This is a genomic window from Agrobacterium sp. 5Ca50, assembly GCF_055381905.1.
The window spans coordinates 2,621,105-2,637,060 of record NZ_AP026438.1; the positions used below are offsets into that span (position 1 = coordinate 2,621,105).

Genomic DNA, 15,956 nt, shown 5'->3' on the forward strand with positions numbered 1-15,956 from the left:
AACATCACGGAGAAAAGAGTTAAGCGCGATCCACGGCGACCGATGGAGGTTTACGATCCTGGGTGCCTACAAACGTAGGTGGGCGCCGTGTGTCCAGTCCCACGGGACTGGTCAGGGACAGCTCCCTTTGGATCGAGTATGGCCCCAGGGATTGTGATTCCTGTCGAGAAGCGCAGACCGCACATCAGATATAGAGTGTATCAAATCGCTTTGCCAGAGGCAGACGTAATTGAGGCAGGGAAAATTGTCTGCGGATCAGTTCGGGTGGGCCTGCGACTTTGGCCGCGACAACAGTTTTTCGGTAACACCGTTAAGCCGCGACGTCAGATCGCCAATGGCCTGCACCAGCAAGGCATCGGTCTGGGCGCGGTTTTCTGCAGCACCATCGCGGTGTTGCTTGAGATTATCGACCTGCTCCTGCAGCGATGCCAGCTTGCGGTTCACTTCCGACAACTCGTCCGTCACCATGATACCAGCCATCACGGTCAGGCGCAGATCGCCAATTTCGCCAAACTGGTTCTTCAAATGGCCAACATATTGATCGAACCGCGAGGCGAGTTCAGTCAAATGACCCTCCTGCCCTTCTTCGCAGGCCATGCGATAGGCCTTGCCATCGATCATAACGGTCACTTGCGCCATTCGATTACCTTTTTACCTCAGCGATCCAGAACCGCACGTATGGTTTCCATCGCCGTCACCAATCGACGCGATACTTCGCGATTGACTTCCTCGAGCCTGTTGGCACGAAACTCGGATTGGTCCAGTTCCTGAGCCAGCCGGGAGCGATCCGTGTGGACACGGCGCACTTCGCTATCGATATCGCCCTGCTCACGTTGACGCTCGATACGCATGTCGATTGCGTTTTCAAGGCCTGTAATCGCGGAGCCCAGCTCCGACAGCGCCAGTTGTAGTGTCTTGTCCGCCGCCATTTTCTTATCCGGTTTGACGCAGCCGCGACGAATCGTCCGATTGCGTCCTCTTCAGCCCGGATACGATATTCCCAGAGTAACAAGCACGTCAATCAAACGTGGGATAATGCTATAATATAGCCTGTGGACGGAGATTTATGCGGCCCTGCCAATCGTCAATCACGCTCAAGTCCAAAGCACAGTGTTTTTTTATAGCATCGACGACGGCAAACGCGCGTGCTTTTATTGACTTGGCTGTACCACCTGCTATGGATCAGCCGCTTTCTGGATAGTATCTCGAAACTATCACCTTTCACCCGAAACAAAGCGGAAAAGCCATGATCTCTCGCGACAAACATAACCGGATGGCGAATGCGATCCGCTTCCTTGCCATGGATGCTGTGGAAAAGGCCAATTCCGGCCACCCCGGCCTGCCGATGGGAGCCGCAGACGTAGCAACGGTCCTGTTCAGCCGTTATTTGAAATTCGATCCCAAAAATCCATTGTGGCCAGATCGCGACCGCTTCGTGCTGTCTGCCGGTCATGGTTCCATGTTGCTGTACGCCCTGTTGTACCTGACGGGTTACGAAGACATGACGATCGATGAGATCAAGCGTTTCCGCCAGTTGGGCTCTAAGACCGCCGGTCACCCGGAATATGGTCATGCTACCGGCATCGAAACCACCACCGGCCCGCTCGGTCAGGGCATTGCCAACGCCGTTGGTATGGCAATCGCCGAAAAGAAGCTCGAGCAGGAATTCGGCAGCGACCTGCAGAGCCACTTCACATATGCTCTGTGCGGTGATGGTTGCCTTATGGAAGGCATCAGCCACGAAGCCATCGCACTTGCTGGCCACCTGAAGCTGAACAAGCTGGTCCTGTTCTGGGACAACAACAACATCACCATCGACGGTGAAGTTGGCCTGTCCGATTCCACAGACCAGATCGCACGCTTTAAGTCCGTTCACTGGAACACCATCGAAATCGACGGTCATGATCCAGACGCGATTGCCGCTGCCATTGAGGCTGCCCAGAAGTCGGACCGTCCGACCTTCATCGCCTGCAAGACCGTGATCGGTTTTGGTGCGCCGAACAAGCAGGGCACACATAAGGTCCACGGCAACCCGCTGGGTGCTGAAGAAATCGCTGCTGCCCGCAAGCACCTTAACTGGGAAGCTGAAGCATTTGTTGTGCCGGAAGATGTTCTGGACGCCTGGCGCCTCACCGGCCTGCGCTCCACCAAGGCACGCCAGGAATGGGAAGGTCGCCTTTCCGCCACTGAAAATGCCAAGAAGGCTGAATTCACCCGCCGCTTCGCGGGCGACCTGCCGGGCAACTTCAACAGCGCCATCGACGCCTTCAAAAAGAAGGTCTCCGAGAACAACCCGACTGTTGCGACCCGTAAGGCTTCGGAAGACGCTCTGGAAGTCATTAACGGCATCCTGGCCGAAACGCTGGGCGGCTCTGCCGACCTGACGCCGTCGAACAACACCAAGACCAGCCAGATGAAGTCCATCACGCCTTCGGACTTCTCGGGCCGTTACATGCACTACGGTATCCGCGAACACGGTATGGCTGCTGCCATGAATGGTATCGCCCTTCACGGCGGTCTCATTCCTTACTCCGGCGGCTTCCTGATCTTCTCGGATTATTGCCGTCCGTCCATTCGTCTTGCTGCTCTCATGGGCATCCGCGTCGTTCACGTTCTGACACATGATTCCATCGGTGTTGGCGAAGACGGTCCAACCCACCAGCCGGTCGAACATGTTGCAGCACTGCGCGCCATTCCAAACCTGCTGGTTTTCCGCCCTGCGGATGAAACCGAAACCGCAGAATGCTGGCAGATTGCTCTGGAGCATAAAGACCGCCCATCGGCACTTGCGCTGACACGTCAGAACCTGGCGCCAGCCCGCAAGGAATATGAAGAAAAGAACCTATGCGCTTACGGTGCCTATGAACTGGTTTCCGCAAGCGACGCCAAGGTTTCGATCTTCGCGTCCGGTTCTGAAGTCGAACTGGCACTCAAGGCCGCAGAAACATTGAAGCAGAAGGGTGTTTCCACCCGTGTTGTTTCGGTTCCTTGCTTTGAGTTGTTCGCTGAGCAGCCAGAAACCTACCGCAATTCAGTGATCGGCAAGGCACCTGTCAAGATTGCCGTCGAAGCTGCAATCCGTCAGGGCTGGGATTACTTCATCGGTTCGGATGGCGCATTTGTCGGCATGAACTCCTTCGGTGCATCCGCACCGGCCAAGGATCTCTTCAAGCATTTCGGCATCACGGTGGAAGCCGTTGTCGCTGCAGCCGAAGCAAAGCTAGCGTGAGGGCCCCAAGCCCTCACTATTTCCCACTACAAGCATTTTTTGATCGGGAGTATGTAAATGACTGTAAAAGTAGCCATTAACGGCTTCGGCCGTATCGGCCGTAATGTCCTTCGCGCTATCGTTGAATCCGGCCGCACTGACATTGAAGTTGTCGCAATTAACGACCTTGGACCAGTAGAGACCAACGCGCACCTGCTGCGTTACGATTCGATCCACGGCAAGTTCCCAGCCGAGGTAAAGGTCGACGGGGACACCATCACCGTTGCCGGTGGCAAGCCAATCAAGGTTACCGCAGTTCGTGACCCAGCCCAGCTGCCGCACAAGGAACTCGGCGTCGACATCGCTCTGGAATGCACAGGCATTTTCGTTGCACGCGACAAGGCTGCTGCTCACCTGACAGCTGGCGCAAAGCGCGTTATCGTTTCGGCCCCTGCTGAAGGCGCTGACCTGACCGTCGTGTTCGGCGTCAACCATGACCAGTTGACCAAGGACCACCTGGTCATTTCCAACGCATCATGCACCACGAACTGCCTCGTGCCAGTCGTGAAGGTTCTCGATGACGCTGTTGGTATCGACCATGGCTTCATGACCACCATCCACTCTTATACGGGCGACCAGCCAACGCTGGACACCATGCACAAGGACCTGTACCGCGCTCGCGCTGCTGCCCTGTCCATGATCCCGACCTCGACCGGTGCTGCCAAGGCCGTTGGCCTGGTGCTGCCTCACCTCAAGGGCAAGCTGGACGGTACGTCGATCCGCGTTCCGACACCAAACGTTTCGGTTGTCGACTTCAAGTTCGTTGCCAAGCGCGACACGACAGCTGCAGAAATCAACGAAGCCATCAAGGCAGCCTCCAATGGCGCCCTGAAGGGCATCCTCGGCTACACCGAAGAGCCGCTGGTTTCGCGTGACTTCAACCACGACAGCCACTCCTCGATTTTCGCAATCGACCAGACCAAGGTTCTGGAAGGCAAGTTCGTTCGCATCCTGACCTGGTACGACAACGAGTGGGGTTTCTCCAACCGTATGTCCGACACGGCTGTTGCCTTCGCAAAGACCATCTAATCAGATTTCACTCTGATGATGAGAACCCGGTAGAAGCAATTCTACCGGGTTTTTCTTTTTCCGACATCAACACGTCGACATTCGCGCTTCGACAGCCCTGCAAACATAAATTTATTGCATTGCAAAATTTTTGCGAAATGGACACTAACTTTCCGTCTTCCTGCCTTGCTGTGGTCCACTTTGCTGCGGAAAAAAGAAGCAGGGATTGGTTGCGCATCATGTGCTTCATGCCCTGCCCGTATCAATCGATACACCCCGCCTTGCCCTGCCTTGACCAGTAAACCCTGCTGTCAGAAGGCCGTCCAACCCGTGGCGCATTGACTGCTGACGTGCACGGCATGCCTGATGACACAGCACTGCTGAAGGATTAGGGCATTGGAATCATTTTATATTCTTCTTTTGGCAGCAACCGTTCTTGTTCTTGTCGCTGCGTTTTCCAGTCTCATTGCTTTCCGCTTCGGCGCACCCTTGCTGTTTCTCTTCCTGCTGATCGGTCTTCTCGCAGGATCAGATGGGCTCGGCATTCACTTCGAAAACAACCCGCTCGCCTACATGCTCGGGTCTGTCGCGCTTGCCGTCATTCTGTTCGACTCAGGTTTCGGAACCAACCTGCAATCCTTCAAGCTATCGGCAGCCCCCGCCATAACCCTTGCCTCCGTCGGCGTGGTGCTGACGGCAATCTTTTTCGCCGGGGCGGCCTCACTGCTGCTGGGGCTCTCATGGATTGAAGGGCTTTTACTCGGCGCCATCGTTGCTTCCACGGATGCCGCAGCGGTGTTTTTCCTGCTGCGCATTGGCGGCATTCATATTCGCGATCAGGTCCGCTCTACACTGGAAGTCGAATCCGGCACAAACGATCCCATGGCCATCTTCCTGACGCTTATGCTGGTTGAGGTTATTTCCAGCGGTCGCGGCATGTCGGGTCTCGATAGTAGCATCCTCCTGCTGTTCATCGAAGAAATGGGCCTCGGTGTGCTGGTCGGTCTTGCCGGCGGTTACATGATCGTTGCCGTCGTCAATCGTTTTGCAGTGGATCGCGGGTTGGCACCGATCTTTGTACTGGCGCTGGCGATGCTGGTGTTTTCATTCACCGGCACGATTGGAGGCAGCGGTTTCCTTGCCGTCTATGTCGCCGGCATCGTGGCCGGCAATCGCAAGATTTTCGCCAAACATGCTATCCGACGCTTCCACGAAGGCATGACCTGGCTTTCACAGATCATCATGTTCCTGATGCTCGGACTTCTCGCCACGCCATCGCAGTTTCCGGCCATCATCGTACCAGCCATACTCCTGGCCTTGTTCCTGATCTTCATTGCCCGCCCGCTGGCCGTATGGCTGAGCCTGATGCCGTTCAATTATACGCAGCAGGAAACCTCCTTCATCGCTTGGGTCGGCCTGCGTGGTGCGGTTTCCATCCTGCTTGCCATCATGCCGATCCTCGGCGGGCTGGAGAACGGCCAGATATTCTTCAATGCCGCCTTCATCATCGTTCTTGTGTCTCTGATGTTGCAGGGCTGGACCATCAAACCCGTTGCCATGCGTCTCGGACTGATCGTGCCGCCACGCATGGGCGAGGTCGATAAGCTGGAGGTCGATTTGCCTGGTACAGCCAATCATGAACTGATTTCATATCGTGTGACCAAAGAAAGCCCTGTGCTGCACGGAGAGCGCATTCCACGCTGGGCAATGCCTTCGCTGGTCATTCGCGATGGCAAGTCCATCCGTTACCAATATGCAGGTCGGCTACGGGAAAATGACCAGATCTATCTGTTCGTTGCCCCTGGTTACTCCCGACTGCTCGACAGACTGTTTGCCAGCCGCATTCCGGTTGCTCCAGATGACGCCGACTTTTTCGGAACATTCTCGATTTCGCCCACCGGCTTGGCCCGCGACCTCGACACGTCCTATGGGCCGGATCTGTTGGCAACCTCTGAGCATTCGATGACCATTGTCGAACTGATTGAAAGCCGCCTTGGCGGCAAGGCGGAATATGCCGACCGTATTCGTCTGGGCTCAATCGTCCTGATCGTTCGCAATCTCGATGAAAACAACGCAATATCGAGTGTTGGATTGTCGCTTGAGCCGGTAGAACCGGCTACACATCTGCCGGTTTTCATCAATCTTCGTGAAATCATCCACCGCGTCCAAACCCACTTTGCCAGTCGTGAGGTGAAAGGTTCCTAGGATGTTTGGCCGCAGTATCAAAAATGACACTTGAACCGCTTGCGTCCAAAAGCAGTCATAGTATGGTCCGGCAATATTTTTCCACAACGCATAGATCAGGACCGACACATGCCCGCCTTTAAGACCCTTGACGATCTGAACGACATTTCGGGAAAACGCGTTCTTGTACGCGTCGATCTCAACGTACCGGTTGCTGACGGCAAAGTAACGGATGCTACCCGCATTGAGCGCGTTGCACCGACCATTCTCGAGCTGTCGAACAAAGGCGCCAAAGTTATTCTGCTTGCGCATTTCGGTCGTCCGAAGGGTGAGCCGGTCGCCGACATGTCACTGAGCCTCATCGTGCCGGCCGTGCAGGACGTTCTTGGCAAGCCTGTTCAATTTGGTGCCGATTGCATTGGCGATGCCGCTGCCGAAGCCGTTGGCAAGCTGGCAAACGGCGACATCCTGCTTCTGGAAAATACCCGCTTCCACAAGGGCGAAGAAAAGAACGAGCCGGCATTTGTTGAGGCACTTGCCAAAAACGGCGACATCTACGTCAACGACGCGTTTTCGGCGGCACATCGTGCGCACGCTTCGACTGAAGGCCTCGCTCACCATCTGCCATCCTATGCCGGCCGCACCATGCAGGCCGAGCTTGAAGCACTGGAAAAGGGTCTCGGCAAGCCATCGCGTCCGGTTGTTGCCATCGTTGGCGGTGCCAAGGTTTCCAGCAAGATCGACCTGCTGATGAACCTTGTCAAAAAGGTAGACGCACTGGTGATCGGTGGTGGCATGGCCAACACCTTCATTGCAGCTCGCGGCACCAATGTCGGCAAGTCGCTTTGCGAGCATGACCTGGCCGCGACCGCCAAGCAGATCATGATTGAAGCAGCAAGCTCTGGCTGCGCAATTGTTCTGCCGGAAGATGGCGTAGTTGCCCGCGAGTTTAAGGCTAATGCTGCCAACGAAACTGTCGACATCAACGCAATTCCTGAAGACGCGATGGTTCTGGACGTTGGTCCGAAATCCGTCGAAAGCATCAAGGCATGGATTTCCCGCGCTGAAACACTGGTCTGGAATGGCCCGCTTGGCGCATTTGAAATCGCTCCATTCGACACGGCAACGGTTGCGGCCGCCAAACATGCTGCTGAATGCACCAAGTCCGGCAAGCTGGTGTCGGTTGCTGGCGGCGGCGACACCGTAGCTGCCCTTAACCACGCTGGCGCTGCAGACGACTTCACCTATGTGTCGACAGCCGGTGGCGCGTTCCTCGAATGGATGGAAGGCAAGGTTCTTCCAGGCGTCGCGGTTCTCAGCAAGGTCTGAGATCAACCTATCATTTGATACTTTTGCAGCCGGACAAAATCTTTTGTCCGGCTTTTTCTTTTTGGGTGTACAATGGGCCAACAACTTTCAAACGATTGAAATGATTTCAATCGTTTCAATGAGTTAGCATGCCATTTTCCTCGTCGTAAACATCTGTTATCGCGAAAACATTGTGCCTTGGGAGAATAGCAATGACCGAACGCCTTGAAGACATCGCAATTAAAATGGTTGCCGACGGCAAGGGTATCCTGGCTGCCGACGAATCCACATCCACAATCAAAAAGAGATTTGACACCATCAATCTGGAATCCACGGAAACCAGCCGTCGCGACTACCGCGAGATGCTGTTCCGTTCCGATGATGCCATGAAGAAGTACATCTCCGGCGTCATCCTTTACGAAGAAACCCTCTACCAGAAAGCTGCCGATGGCACGCCTTTCGTAGACCTCATCAAAGCTGCTGGCAGCATTCCAGGTATCAAGGTTGATATCGGTGCCAAGCCAATGGCTTACCACCCACACGAATTCATCACCGAAGGCCTCGACAACCTGTATGAGCGCCTGCGCAAATATCACGAAGCTGGTGCACGTTTCGCCAAGTGGCGCGGCGTTATCACTATTGGTGAAGCGCGTCCGAGCTGGGGTTCGATCAAGGCCAACTCCCAGTCGCTCGCACGTTATGCAGCTCTCTGCCAGCAGGCCGACATCGTTCCGATCGTCGAGCCAGAAGTGCTGATGGACGGCGAGCCAGGCACTCACGACATCGATCGTTGCGCTGAAGTAACCCAGTGGGTTCTGCAGACCGTGTTTGCAGACCTGTTTGACGCCCGCGTCAATCTCGAAGGCATGATCCTCAAGCCGAACATGGTCATCGACGGCAAGAAAGCACGCAAGGCAGGCGTTGAAGAAGTTGCGGAGAAGACCGTCAAGGTTCTCAAGGCAACCGTACCGGCTCTGGTGCCTGGTATTGCTTTCCTCTCCGGCGGGCAGTCCTCGGAAGAAGCAACGGCGCACCTGTCGGCCATGAACTCCGGTTACGACCTGCCTTGGGGCCTGACCTACTCTTATGGTCGCGCCTTGCAGGACACCGCGCTTAAGACCTGGGCCGGCAAGTCGGAAAACGTTGCTGCTGGCCAGCGCGCTTTCACGCACCGTGCAGAAATGAATAGCCTTGCCGCCACCGGCAGCTGGAAAAAGGAACTGGAAAAGGCTGCCTGATAAAGGCATGTTTCCAAAACCATCAAAGCCGCCCTCCGGGCGGCTTTTTTTGTTGCCATGCAGAACCCTTGAGGCTGGAAATGGCAATATGGACGCAAAGGCGTTATCAAATAGTCTGGCTCCTGCACCCTCGCTACCGCCCACCCGACAGCAACACGACAGTCGTGTGCCTGACGTGGTGACGGCCCGCAAATTTGCGCATCAATCCGCCGTCGAACTTGGAGAGACAGTATGCTGATACAGAAACTCAGGCTTCAGCGCGGATGGTCACAGGAGCAATTGGCAACCATAAGCGGGTTGAGCACACGCACCATTCAACGGTTGGAGCGCGGCCAACCCGCCAGCCTCGAAACCATGAATACTCTGGCAGCAGTCTTCGAAGTCGATTTGTCTCAACTGACAGATCAGAAGGAAGCCGAAATGCCGAATTATGTCGCAAGTCACACCGAGGCTGAGGAAGCGATTGCCTTTGCCAAGGTTCGCCGCATCAAGAAATTCTATCTGCACCTCATTCAATACGTCGTCGTTCTGTGCATATTGACCGTGATCAATCTGCTTACCAACCCCGGATATTTCTGGGTGATCTGGCCGGCTCTCGGCTGGGGTATTGCGCTTGCGTCCCATGCCCTCAAGACCTTTGAACTTATTCCCTTCCTGAATGCGGACTGGGAAAAGAAACAGGTCGAAAACCACCTCGGGCGTAAGCTTTAATCGACAATTGGAAAAGTCCGGCGCGATGGCTGGTCCATAACGAAGATTGCAATTTTGCAATTCGCTTTCCTGCCTTCAATGGGCAGGAGAGCGGCCCGTTACGGCCTAATCAACAAAACAATTGACCAGATAACGAAGGCTGCGACAGCAATCTTCCAACAGTCGCTACGCTTTTTCAGGCCCGGATATCCAAGCGGCCTGATGATCTGCACCAACATTGCCAAAAGCAAAAAAAGACCTATCGCTTTTGTCATCGCATAAACCTTTTGTCTTTATCCATATCCCGTCACAGGGTGGACATCTTTGACGTGCAGCAGGGAAAGTGCAGTATCCCTTTCACCTACCCTTCATCAAAGACAAACGCGATAACGACGAGCGGAAAAATGAGAGTGTTGCTATGAGCAGAAATCTTCTACCCGTATTCGCACTTTTATCCAGCACTCTGTTTTTGTTTTTAGGCAATGGTCTTCAAGGTCTTATCCTGCCCCTTCGCGGCGCAGAAGAAGGTTATTCCAACGAAATCCTTGGCTTTCTCGGCACATCCTGGGCTGCAGGTTTTGTGATTGGCTGTTTCATTGCGCCAAATATTGTCCGCAGAGTGGGCCACGTTCGGGCCTTTGATACATTTCTTGCGCTGATATGCCTTACGGTTCTGACCACCGGCCTGATCATTGACGACGTCTGGTGGATTGTTCTGCGCGCCATTACCGGTTTCTGCACCGCTGGCACCTCGATGATCATCGAAAGCTGGCTGAATGAACGCGCCACCAATGAAAGCCGTGGCACGATCTTTTCGCTGTATATCGCCATCACGTTGATGGGTGTAGTGGGTGGCCAGTTGCTGGTGCCAATTGGCGACATCAGCAACACCTCGCTGTTCATGATTTGCGGCATTGTCTACTGCATCGCCATTTTGCCCGCGACCTTGTCCAAAGCAGAAAGCCCCAAACCGTTGCAAACTGTGCGGTTGGATCTGCCTGCCCTCTATAAAAACTCACCGGTCTCATGCGTTGGAATATTGATGATCGGTATTGCCAATGGTGCCTACGGTACACTGGGCGCTGTCTTTGCCTCCCGTGCGGGATTGGAACCAACAATGATCGCTGTCATGGTCAGCGTCACGATCTTTGCCGGTGCCATTGCCCAGTTTCCGGCAGGACGCCTCTCTGACAGAATTGACCGTCGTTATGTCCTGGCCGGTCTTTCAGCCCTCGCGGCCTTTGCAGGCCTTGCCGTGGCGCTGTTCCAGCCATCCAACGTCTATGTCCTGATCAGCATGATCGCCATCTATGGCGCAGCCGCAAACGCGCTTTACCCAATCGCCGTTGCCCACGCCAACGATTACGCGTCGCCTGAAGATTTCGTCAAAGTTTCTGGCGGCCTGCTGCTGCTTTTCGGCATCGGCACGATTATCGGACCAACGATTGGCGGCCCGATCATGACCGCAGTCGGACCCTACGAACTGTTTCTGGTCACAGCCGTTTCTCACCTTCTCATCACCGCCTATGCGATGTTCAGAAGTAAGAAACGTGCAGCGCTGACCACCGAGGAGAAGGACAACTTTTCGACGATGCCAGCCGTTACCTCTGCGTTGGCAACACCGGAAAGTGCCGTACTTGATCCACGCGCCGCCCAATCTAACGATGACGACGTCGATAAAGGAGCCGGAATATGAGTATATCGGATGACGATCGCCCCAAGAGGCTTGCAGCCCATGAAATCGGCTGTGACCTCACGCTGCTCTCGGTGGATGAACTCAGCTACCGTGTAAAGTTACTTCAGGAAGAGATTGAACGTCTGGAAGAAGAGAAGAAGAAAAAGTCAGCAGGACGGCTCGCCGCTGAGAACTTCTTCCGTTCATGAATATAGAAAAAAATCCGTAAACGTTGATTTTTGGATCAGTCATTCGTTTACCATTAAGACTTTATAAACCTTTTTGAGAGATAACTATACCTATCCAGAGCTTCTGGATTTCAGGCAGCTTCTCCAACTGGCGAATTGGTCTGATTTTTCTCCCTGTTTTACCTTGAGAGCCGCTTTTGCGGCTCTTTTTTTATGGTCCGCTTTGGCCATCAAAACTGTGGGTATTAACCCTTCTTTAATAATCAACTTGCGCATTTGAGTTATTGGTATCATCCTCAAAAGCAGAAAAAAGGGAACCGTATTAAGATTTACGGATTCTATTACCTGACAAAAGTGATGCGTGAGCAGGGATATTAAGAAATGTCGGAACAGGTTTTGAATACTATCAGCTTTGCGGGGCATGCCGCAGCATCCAACCAGTTCAAGACTCTTTATGCCGAGGGCATGACGCTGGTTGAGGAAACAGCGTCCTATCTCGATGGCGCCGGACGCGCAGCGTCCAAGGTGCTGCCGCGCATGGCCTCCGTGCTTTACGCAGCAGAATCGATGCGCCTGACAACCCGTCTCATGCAGATGGCGTCTTGGCTTCTTCTGCAACGCGCCGTCAACAATGGTGAAATGAGCCGTGACCAGGTTCTGAACGAAAAGAGCAAGGTTCGCCTCGACAGCTTCAACGTTGATCGTAACGCACCAGGCTGGAATGACCTGCCAGAATCATTCCGCGATCTCGTGGAACGTTCCCTTCGCCTCCAGAATCGCGTTGCCCTGCTCGATCGCGAAATCTACCGTCCTGCAGAAGCCGCGAAGGTGCCGGACAATGAAAATAGCGTTCAAGCCCAGCTTAACCTGCTGCGTACGGCCTTCGTGAACAACTGATCCGCTTCACATCACATGTCATGAAAAAAGCAGGCTCGTAGCCTGCTTTTTTTGTTTTTGCCATCAGAGGCAATACCAACACCTGAGACATAGCGTCTCATGCACCCCCCTATTACAGGACAAACAAAAAGCCCCCGAACGATGTTCGAGGGCTTTTTGTATTCAAATCCAAACGGATTAGAGACCGAGGCCGCCAAAACGCTTGTTGAACTTGGAAACGCGGCCAGCACGGTCAACGAGCTGCTGGTTACCACCGGTCCATGCCGGATGAGACTTAGGGTCGATTTCGAGGTTCATGACCGCGCCTTCGCTGCCCCAAGTGGAACGTGTTTCGTATTCGGTGCCATCAGTCATGACCACTTTGATCACGTGATAGTCGGGATGGATTTCAGCCTTCATGACAATCTTCCTGCTGTGTGACTGCGGTCCATTTGCCGCAATTGCGTCAACGGAGCCAATTCAATAAATGGAACCGCAGCACATTTATTCCACGGCTTCCCAATTCGATGCCGTGCCTATACATGAAGGTCGTCCAGATAACAAGTGCCTGGCGATCTATCGCTAAGTGATGAAAGTGCCAAAAAACGACCTGTTTGCAAAAAGCAAACACAGACGGCGGTTGTGAGGCAAAACAGGTAGCAGGAGTGGTTACGTGGAAGCGACGCAGGAACAGAAATCAGCACGGCGCAAGGGTCTGAAACCGCTTGCCAGCCTGCTGCCTTACATGAAGCGTTACCGCGGCATGGTCGCAGCAGCCCTGTTCGCACTTGTTCTTTCAGCGCTGACCACACTGGCCCTGCCACTTGCCGTTCGCCGCATCATGGACCACGGTTTCGAAAATGCCGATGGCGCCATGATCAACAACTATTTTGGCATGCTGTTCGGTCTTGCCATCGTACTCGCTGTCGCCAGTGCCATGCGCTATTATTACGTCTCCGCCATTGGTGAGCGGGTTGTCGCGGATGTCCGCAAGGACGTTTTCAATCATATCACGACACTTTCGCCTGCGTTTTTTGATATCAACCATTCCGGTGAACTGACCTCACGCCTGACTGCCGACACCACGCTGATCAAATCCGCGTTCGGTTCTGCAGCTTCGCAGGCGCTACGCAACACCCTGCTCTGTTTAGGTGGCGTGGCAATGATGGTTTACACCAGCCCCGGCCTGTCCGGTCTGGCGCTTTGTGCCATACCACTGATCGTGTTCCCGCTGATTGCCTTTGGTCGTTCTGTTCGCAAACGCTCGCGCGCCACGCAGGACACACTGGCCGCCTCATCCGCCTTTGCAACGGAAACCATTGGTGCTGCCCGCACCATTCAGGCCTTTAATGCCGAATCGCTGGCTACTTCAAAATACGGCGCTGCCGTCGAAAGCGCCTATCGTGACGCACGCTCTTCGATCAGCGCCCGTTCGGGCCTGACCGGTTTTGCCATTGCCATGGTATTTGGCAGTGTTGTCGCCATTCTCTGGTACGGTGCCCACAGCGTGCTGAACGGCACCATGTCGGCTGGTACCCTTGGCCAATTCGTACTTTATTCTGTCATTGCCGCCAGTGCGCTTGGCCAATTATCCGAGGTCTGGGGTGAATTGTCGCAAGCCGGTGGTGCCGCAGAGCGCCTGTCCGAACTGATGCAGGAAGTTCCCGCCGTGCGTGCGCCGCAGACGGCAAGCGTCATGCCAACGCCGGCCCGAGGTGAAGCCGCATTTGAAAATGTCAGCTTCGGATATGGCACCAAGGAAATCCTGCGCGACCTGTCTTTCCACGTTGCACCGAGCGAAACGGTTGCCATCGTCGGTCCGTCAGGCGCCGGTAAGAGCACCATCTTCTCGCTGCTCCTGCGTTTCTACGATCCAGCATTCGGCCGCATCGTGATTGACGGGACAGATATTCGCACGACCTCACCACAGGATCTTCGCTCCCGTATTGCCATCGTGCCGCAGGACGTGACTATCTTCACCACCTCCATCCACGACAACATTGCTTTTGGTCTGCCAACTGCAACCCGTGAACAGGTGCGTGCAGCAGCCGTGGCCGCACAGGCCGACAATTTCATCAGCAAGCTGGAAAACGGGTATGACACGCAGCTTGGCGAGCGTGGCATTACCCTCTCAGGCGGCCAAAGACAGCGTATTGCGATTGCCCGCGCCATCCTGCGCAACGCCCCGATTTTGCTGCTCGACGAGGCTACCTCGGCGCTGGATGCGGAAAGCGAAACACTCGTGCAGAAAGCCTTGGACGGTTTGATGCAGCAGCGCACGACAATCGTCATCGCGCATCGACTTTCTACCGTGCTGAAAGCAGATCGTATTCTGGTATTAGAGGACGGCAAGCTGGTTGAAGAGGGCACCCACCAGAGCCTGATCAATCACGGCGGACTTTATGCCAAGCTGGCGCGTCTGCAATTCCAGACCAGCGAAGTGACCCATATCGAGGTGGCAGAGTAATCCTCTGCCACACTCTTATTTTATCTCTCCGTGAGTTTCAGTTCGATGCGCCGGTTTTGCGAACGTACTTCCGGAGTATCGCCTTCGGCAATCGGCTGATATTCACCGAAGCCTGCCGCAACCAGACGGTTGGCTGGTACACCCTTTGAAATCAGGAATTTGACCACCGAGGTCGCACGGGCAGAAGAAAGCTCCCAGTTATCTGCAAACCGGCCAGTGCCAGCCAGCGGCACATTATCAGTGTGACCGTCTACGCGCAGAACCCAATTGATCTCGGCTGGAATTTCCTTTGCGAGATCAATCAGCGCCATGGCCAGCTTTTCCATTTCAGCCTGTCCTGCCGGATTGAGATCATTGCCCCCGGAAGGAAACAGCACTTCCGACTGGAACACAAAACGGTCGCCGACAATGCGGATATTCTCGCGATCGGACAGAATTTCACGCAAGCGTCCAAAAAAGTCGGAGCGATAGCGATTAAGCTCCTGTACGCGCTGCGCCAGCGCCACATTGAGGCGACGTCCAAGATCAGCAATCCGCACCTGTGAAGACGCGTCCTTGGCCTCCGATGCCTGAAGCGCTGTCTCAACAGACGCAATCTGTGCTCTCAGCGCTGCGATTTGCTGGTTGAGAAGTTCGATCTGGCTCGCAGCCCGCGCACTGACCTGCTTCTCCGCATCCAATTCACCTGTCAGCGCGCCGATCCGGGAGTTAGCAGCAGAACTGCTGCCCGTACCAGCATCCAGCAAGGCCTGCAACCGGGTTCTCTCCTGCTCGGAAACAGCAAGGGTGGACTGCAGATTGGCCAGCGTGTCTTCGATGTCCTGCTTGTTGCCCTGTTCAAGGGCCAGAAGTTCGGTCAACTCAGATATCTGGTTGTTGAGACGAGTAAGAACTTCATCCCGGCCAGTGATTTCGCGCGATAGCACAAATTGTGCCAGCACGAAAACGGTAAGCAGGAACATGATGGCCAACAACAGTGTGGACAAGGCATCCACAAAGCCAGGCCAATAGTCCACGCCCCGCTCACGGCGACGGTTGCGAGCAAGAGCCATAT

The 15,956-nt window shown here is 54.6% G+C and carries 14 protein-coding genes and 1 other RNA gene; 10 read left to right on the forward strand and 5 right to left on the reverse strand.

Annotated elements, in window-relative coordinates:
- Nucleotides 1-23 precede the first annotated feature (23 nt).
- From ssrS to ACZ5FM_RS12770, 3 genes are all read right to left on the reverse strand, one after another.
- A non-coding RNA gene (gene ssrS, locus ACZ5FM_RS12760) (6S RNA) lies at nt 24-182 on the reverse strand.
- Between the two features lie 73 nt (nt 183-255).
- Complete coding sequence (locus ACZ5FM_RS12765; protein ID WP_250982192.1) at nt 256-639, reverse strand: cell division protein ZapA; 384 nt, start codon at nt 637-639, stop codon at nt 256-258.
- Nucleotides 640-656: 17 nt separating this feature from the next.
- Nucleotides 657-929, reverse strand: a complete 273-nt coding sequence (locus ACZ5FM_RS12770) for a DUF4164 domain-containing protein (RefSeq protein WP_192488130.1) — start codon at nt 927-929, stop codon at nt 657-659.
- A gap of 317 nt (nt 930-1,246) precedes the next feature.
- Here ACZ5FM_RS12770 and tkt point away from each other — a divergent pair, with 317 nt between their 5' ends.
- From tkt to rcdA, 9 genes are all read left to right on the forward strand, one after another.
- The gene (gene tkt, locus ACZ5FM_RS12775; RefSeq protein WP_464038877.1) at nt 1,247-3,229 is read left to right on the forward strand and encodes a transketolase; all 1,983 of its coding nucleotides are present in this window, start codon (nt 1,247-1,249) and stop codon (nt 3,227-3,229) included.
- 57 nt (nt 3,230-3,286) lie between these two features.
- Nucleotides 3,287-4,297: a type I glyceraldehyde-3-phosphate dehydrogenase gene (gene gap, locus ACZ5FM_RS12780; RefSeq protein ID WP_275641888.1), complete on the forward strand. Its 1,011-nt coding sequence runs from the start codon at nt 3,287-3,289 to the stop codon at nt 4,295-4,297.
- Between the two features lie 375 nt (nt 4,298-4,672).
- Complete coding sequence (locus ACZ5FM_RS12785) at nt 4,673-6,481, forward strand: potassium/proton antiporter (RefSeq protein WP_275641889.1); 1,809 nt, start codon at nt 4,673-4,675, stop codon at nt 6,479-6,481.
- Between the two features lie 108 nt (nt 6,482-6,589).
- A complete protein-coding gene (locus ACZ5FM_RS12790; RefSeq protein WP_464038878.1) occupies nt 6,590-7,789 on the forward strand; it encodes a phosphoglycerate kinase in 1,200 nt (399 codons plus the stop codon).
- A 191-nt stretch (nt 7,790-7,980) separates the two neighbouring features.
- The gene (locus ACZ5FM_RS12795) at nt 7,981-9,006 is read left to right on the forward strand and encodes a class I fructose-bisphosphate aldolase (RefSeq protein ID WP_192488125.1); all 1,026 of its coding nucleotides are present in this window, start codon (nt 7,981-7,983) and stop codon (nt 9,004-9,006) included.
- 231 nt (nt 9,007-9,237) lie between these two features.
- A complete protein-coding gene (locus tag ACZ5FM_RS12800) occupies nt 9,238-9,717 on the forward strand; it encodes a 2TM domain-containing protein (protein ID WP_250982197.1) in 480 nt (159 codons plus the stop codon).
- Nucleotides 9,718-10,114: 397 nt separating this feature from the next.
- A complete protein-coding gene (locus tag ACZ5FM_RS12805) occupies nt 10,115-11,392 on the forward strand; it encodes an MFS transporter (protein ID WP_250982198.1) in 1,278 nt (425 codons plus the stop codon).
- Complete coding sequence (locus tag ACZ5FM_RS12810) at nt 11,389-11,580, forward strand: DUF1192 domain-containing protein (RefSeq protein WP_250982199.1); 192 nt, start codon at nt 11,389-11,391, stop codon at nt 11,578-11,580. The genes ACZ5FM_RS12805 and ACZ5FM_RS12810 overlap by 4 nt, the downstream gene beginning before the upstream one ends.
- A 360-nt stretch (nt 11,581-11,940) precedes the next feature.
- Nucleotides 11,941-12,456 (forward strand): protease adaptor protein RcdA, encoded by a 516-nt coding sequence (rcdA, locus tag ACZ5FM_RS12815; RefSeq protein WP_250982200.1) that lies wholly within the window; start codon nt 11,941-11,943, stop codon nt 12,454-12,456.
- 177 nt (nt 12,457-12,633) lie between these two features.
- On the opposite strand, the gene rpmE is transcribed toward rcdA, so the two are convergent.
- Nucleotides 12,634-12,855: a 50S ribosomal protein L31 gene (gene rpmE, locus ACZ5FM_RS12820; protein ID WP_192488120.1), complete on the reverse strand. Its 222-nt coding sequence runs from the start codon at nt 12,853-12,855 to the stop codon at nt 12,634-12,636.
- A gap of 253 nt (nt 12,856-13,108) precedes the next feature.
- Here rpmE and ACZ5FM_RS12825 point away from each other — a divergent pair, with 253 nt between their 5' ends.
- The gene (locus ACZ5FM_RS12825) at nt 13,109-14,902 is read left to right on the forward strand and encodes an ABC transporter transmembrane domain-containing protein (protein ID WP_464038879.1); all 1,794 of its coding nucleotides are present in this window, start codon (nt 13,109-13,111) and stop codon (nt 14,900-14,902) included.
- 20 nt (nt 14,903-14,922) lie between these two features.
- On the opposite strand, the gene ACZ5FM_RS12830 is transcribed toward ACZ5FM_RS12825, so the two are convergent.
- On the reverse strand, nt 14,923-15,954 hold the full coding sequence (locus tag ACZ5FM_RS12830) for a peptidoglycan -binding protein (RefSeq protein WP_259143078.1): 1,032 nt from the start codon (nt 15,952-15,954) through the stop codon (nt 14,923-14,925).
- Nucleotides 15,955-15,956: the final 2 nt, after the last annotated feature.